At 65.3% G+C, this 4,099-nt stretch carries 5 protein-coding genes and 1 pseudogene; 2 read left to right on the forward strand and 4 right to left on the reverse strand.

All coding sequences use genetic code 11. The features are described 5' to 3' along the window. Positions 1-701 precede the first annotated feature (701 nt). Together KDL01_RS39465 and KDL01_RS39470 are read right to left on the reverse strand one after the other, a co-directional pair. Complete coding sequence (locus KDL01_RS39465; RefSeq protein WP_212533846.1) at positions 702-1,028, reverse strand: hypothetical protein; 327 nt, start codon at positions 1,026-1,028, stop codon at positions 702-704. A 977-nt stretch (positions 1,029-2,005) separates the two neighbouring features. After that, the gene (locus KDL01_RS39470) at positions 2,006-2,521 is read right to left on the reverse strand and encodes a hypothetical protein (RefSeq protein ID WP_212533847.1); all 516 of its coding nucleotides are present in this window, start codon (positions 2,519-2,521) and stop codon (positions 2,006-2,008) included. 373 nt (positions 2,522-2,894) lie between these two features. Between KDL01_RS39470 and KDL01_RS39475 the strand changes: the two genes are divergently transcribed. Next, a complete protein-coding gene (locus tag KDL01_RS39475) occupies positions 2,895-3,056 on the forward strand; it encodes a hypothetical protein (RefSeq protein ID WP_212533848.1) in 162 nt (53 codons plus the stop codon). A gap of 29 nt (positions 3,057-3,085) precedes the next feature. Here KDL01_RS39475 and KDL01_RS39480 read toward each other — a convergent pair whose 3' ends face one another. Further along, positions 3,086-3,625: a DUF3592 domain-containing protein gene (locus KDL01_RS39480; protein WP_212533849.1), complete on the reverse strand. Its 540-nt coding sequence runs from the start codon at positions 3,623-3,625 to the stop codon at positions 3,086-3,088. Between the two features lie 65 nt (positions 3,626-3,690). On the opposite strand from KDL01_RS39480, the gene KDL01_RS39485 reads away from it, so the two are divergent. Continuing rightward, complete coding sequence (locus KDL01_RS39485; RefSeq protein ID WP_212533850.1) at positions 3,691-3,951, forward strand: hypothetical protein; 261 nt, start codon at positions 3,691-3,693, stop codon at positions 3,949-3,951. 49 nt (positions 3,952-4,000) lie between these two features. On the opposite strand, the pseudogene KDL01_RS39490 reads toward KDL01_RS39485, so the two are convergent. Beyond that, positions 4,001-4,099, reverse strand: a pseudogene (locus KDL01_RS39490) (IS5/IS1182 family transposase); the annotation flags it as partial.

Raw genomic sequence — 4,099 nt, forward strand, 5'->3', positions numbered from 1 at the left:
ACGAACCTCGCAGTCGCCCGGTGACAGACGATCTACACTCATGACAGCCGCGCCCCACATGCACGAGCACGAACACGCTCGGTCACGCCACCCAACCTGAGCAGCACCAAATCGTTGGCGGATTCTCCCTCTACGCGAGGGTCTGCGGAGCGGACGACGGGAATCGAAGCCAGCACCCCACGGGCCGGGGGCCCGAGGCCGCCGCATTGCATCCCTGCCCTGACGCAGTGGGCATCCGACACGGCAGTGGGCATCCAACACGGCAGTGGGCATCCAACACGAACGCCCGTACGAAATCCGTCGAGTCGCCCGAGGAACACGCCGGCACCATCGTGTGAATCAGCCGCAACTCCGAGCGCGTAATCCCGCATCAGTTCCTCAATAACGCCCGTGAGCAGCAAAGGGTGCTCTTCGAGCGGGCCATGAAGGGAAGCATGCTCCAGTTGCATTCGGACGGGGTCGCTGCATATGCGGGCTCCCGCGCGACCTCCTACCGCTGGTTTGCCACCGGCAAGGGCCCCAAGCCGGTCCGCCTTCCCGGCGGCATGATCCGCCTGTGCCGCTCGGCCCCCGGTCGCTCTCCAACGACTGCTCCGCCGCCGCCTTGCAGTTCAACCCACCCAGCCCCAGGCCCGCCGATTCTAGGGGCGCCCTCCCGATGTGTTGTCAGAAGCGCAGGCCATTAATGTGCAACCTAATATTCAACTATGAGTATCACTAGCCCGGTTCGGACCGAGCTGTCGAGAGAGGTACTCAATGGTCGCGCGGGCGTCGCCCTCGAACTCCACCTCTTGCTCTACTTCATCGGCTGTGTCCCGCTCCCTGCTCGCGTCATTTCTACGGCGGTAGATCCTGTAGAGCCCGTCAGTTACAAAGAAGACCGGGGTGGCCGCCGCTTGTGAGCTGAATTCGTCCGCGAGCAGGACGAACGTGTGCCCAGAGTGTGGAAACAGCTTGCTGAGGACTGGATCCCTATGGGCAAGCTCGACGAGCTCTCCGTACATGCCAGACCTGTTGCGCAGCAGCATTTGCCACTTTGTCTCCAACGCCGTGCCCTGCTCGCAGGCGAGCTGTAGCTCACCAAAACGGACAAACGGGTGCATGGCCCCAAGCTCTCGCAAGCCGCTCTCGTCCAGCCAACAAACGCAGGCCCGCACGGCAGAAGTGGCATCCTCCGTGTGTCCGTGCGCCCAGATGAGCTTGCCCTTGAAGAAGTCCAGATGGAGCCCATGGGTGGTCCTGAGAGCGCCAACCGCAGTCTCGCCTCGCGCGATGGCGCACGCGGAAGGCGAACGCGGGTTGGCCGTGACCGTGGAGGGATGCCCGTCGCCGAGCTCAGCAGTGAAAAATGTAGCCAGGTCATCGGCTGGGGAAACCAATGAACACCGCCCATCGCGCAGTCGGCCGAGGTCGTCACGGGCTGCGCTGTCCGTCCGCCACGTATAAGGACTCTACGCGCTGCTGAGCGGGTGGAACGGGGCTGGCCACAGGGATCTCGAACTCCGCCCAATCGACTGTTCTCCCGCATCGCAGAACCTGAACTGCCCACACCCAGGGCGCCCGCGGGATCGGCGGGCGCCCTTTTCGCTGTCCACAGCCTGAGGAGAACCGCTTTGCCGAGCACCTTCGACGTCCGCTGGAACCCCCGGACTCCCGATTTTCGGGGTCTGGAAGGCTTCCCGGCGCCCTGCGAGGCGGCCAAACTTCCTAACTTTCCGCTGATCAGGGCTGTTCCCGGGCGGGTTAGGTGCCCGAGTCACGAACCTAACCCGCTCAGTCCGAGCTAACTCCAGCTCTGAACACACAAACCACCCCGCGAGGCTGTCCCGGATCCTCGGCCCGGGACAGCCGTGCCGCTTCGAGCCGAAGATCGATGGGTGTGGCCCGGGCCGAGTGAGCCAGCGTTCGTCCGCTGGGCGCCTCCCCCCAATCGTTGGCCTGGCCTGATCATCACTGTCTTCCGGCCAGAAGGCGTCACTCGGCCCGAGCTACGCCCGACTCTTGGCTACCAGGGGCTGAAGCGGTAGCGGCGCTTGCCCCAAGTGCCGAGAAAGGCGCCGACCTGTTCGCGGTCGGCGGGCGCGAGTTGTTGCTGTGGGATGAGCACGGCATCTTCGCCACCCTTCAGGGCGAATATCCAGATGTCGCCCGCGCTGGTGCAGTGGGCGACGTCCTGCCACGTGATCTTGGCCGCGACGATGCCGGTACGAGCGACGGTCAGGCCTCCGTCGGTGATTGAGACAGTGGTCGGCCGGGTGGATTTGGGAGCCGTCATTCGGACGCGGGCGGCGATGCGTAGCCAACTGATGGCGAAAACGACGAGGACGACCAGAGTGACGGCCAACACGATATTGAGGGCCGTCGTGACTGCGGGGTCGCCGTCGAGAAAGTTGACCGCGGCGAAGCCGACGAGGCACGCGACGACTCCGACTGTGCCACGAAAGAGTTCGTACTTGCGCACGCTGTTGGCGGCTGCGGAGGCTTGCGCGCCTTCCAGCGTGTAGGAGACCGCGATGTCCATGGTGACGCCAATCTGACGGCCGGTGGTGGGCCCGAGTCGAGGGAGCGGGACTGGTGCATTGTAGGGGCCGAATGTGGCCGGGTGTTGGTTAGGCCGTGTCGCGGCCGACGGCGTCGCAGGGCGTCCGCTGTGGCCACCCGGCGGATGTGGCCGTCGACCGCTCATGTCCGTGGACGGGAGCGGCCGACGATGTGCGGCCTGGCTGTAAATCGGGCTGAGCGAGTCGTGATTCGTCCATCACGCGGGTCCTGCAACCACCGATCTGGTCTGGCCTCACTGCGTCCAAGGCCAGCAGGCGTTACTCGATCCGAGCTACACCCGATATCGATCGGAGACCGGATCGACCCCTGATGCCCGCACCGTCGCGCTCGGCATGGCGATCTACCCCGTGCTCTACGGCAGCGGCGCCGCCCTCGCCCGCCGAGGACGCCGCGCCCGCCTTCCCGTCCCGACCGTCCGCGACGCCAAGCGAGCCGCCCGGCGCGAGACACGCCGGGCCCTCAAGCGCGAGCGGCGCAGGCACCGCCCGCGTTAGCCGATCTCTCCGGCGCCCGTAGAACTCACTCAGCGGCGGCTACTCCGGACCACCCACCAGAACCTCGCGGAATCCATCCGCCAAGTCAGCCAAGCGAACCAGAAGGGGAGTACAGCGATCGGTACTGCAATCAAGCTGACCCACCACCGCGAGATCGCCACCGGCGTCGCGATGTCGCTCGGATCGCTCGGCAAGTAGACCACCGTCGCTGTGTCCCCCACGGCCGCGCCGGACAACTCCGTCGTCGATGCCGTCTGCAGCGAACCGTCGGCGAGCGTGAACTCGACGGTGTAACTGAAGTTTTTGCCCTGTCGTGAGACTGCGTCGACCGTTGCCAACGCCTGGACGCCATGGCTTCGCAATTCGAAGTCGCGATCGATCGCGGTCGCGCACCACACGAGCAAACCCACTCCGACGGCAAACGCGACACCCGCGACAAGCCACTGGCCGGAGCCGCGATAGCGAATACGAATTCGGTCACGCATCCGTGAGGGCGGCTGATAGACGCGGCGTGGTGTCGCCGCCCGGCCCTTCGCCGGCACGTTCACCCGCTGCTTCGTCCTCGCCATGGCCGCGATCTTTGCTCACAAGACCTCTGAAATCAAGCTATGGCCCTAAATCGAGAAGAGGCGCATTGAACATCGACATCTCCCTCGCCGTGCTGCTCACCCTCGCCACCGTCGTTACCGTCCGCTGGGCTGGGCACCACCTCGGCCACGCCCTGATCGCATTCCTCTCCGGGCTGTTCGTCGCCACCACCCCGGCCGGCCCGGTCATCCGCCACGCCGTGGAGCGCATCGCCGCTGCACTCGTTGAGGCCGGGCGCGCAAGGGCGAGCGTGTTCCCGGCCCACGGCGTGCCGCGAGGACCGCACGGATTCGCAACTACCAGATGACCACGCCGGCACCCAGCTCTAAGAGGGCGTTCGATAGGTGTTTTTCACCCTAGTATGTCCCTCTCCAGGTTGGTGTGCTCTCGTCCGTTATGCGCTTGCTGACGTTGTCGATCATCGCGAGGTGGATCATGGCCTCCGAGCTCGTGGG

This window comes from Actinospica durhamensis, from assembly GCF_018139695.1.
In the GTDB taxonomy this organism is placed as follows: domain Bacteria; phylum Actinomycetota; class Actinomycetes; order Streptomycetales; family Catenulisporaceae; genus Actinospica; species Actinospica durhamensis.

Coding starts and splice junctions, on each gene's coding strand:
- KDL01_RS39465 (WP_212533846.1), bottom strand. CDS start 1,028: ATGCTGCTGCGCAACAGGTCTGGCATGTACGGAGAGCTCGTCGAGCTT.
- KDL01_RS39470 (WP_212533847.1), bottom strand. CDS start 2,521: ATGGACATCGCGGTCTCCTACACGCTGGAAGGCGCGCAAGCCTCCGCA.
- KDL01_RS39475 (WP_212533848.1), top strand. CDS start 2,895: ATGGCGATCTACCCCGTGCTCTACGGCAGCGGCGCCGCCCTCGCCCGC.
- KDL01_RS39480 (WP_212533849.1), bottom strand. CDS start 3,625: ATGGCGAGGACGAAGCAGCGGGTGAACGTGCCGGCGAAGGGCCGGGCG.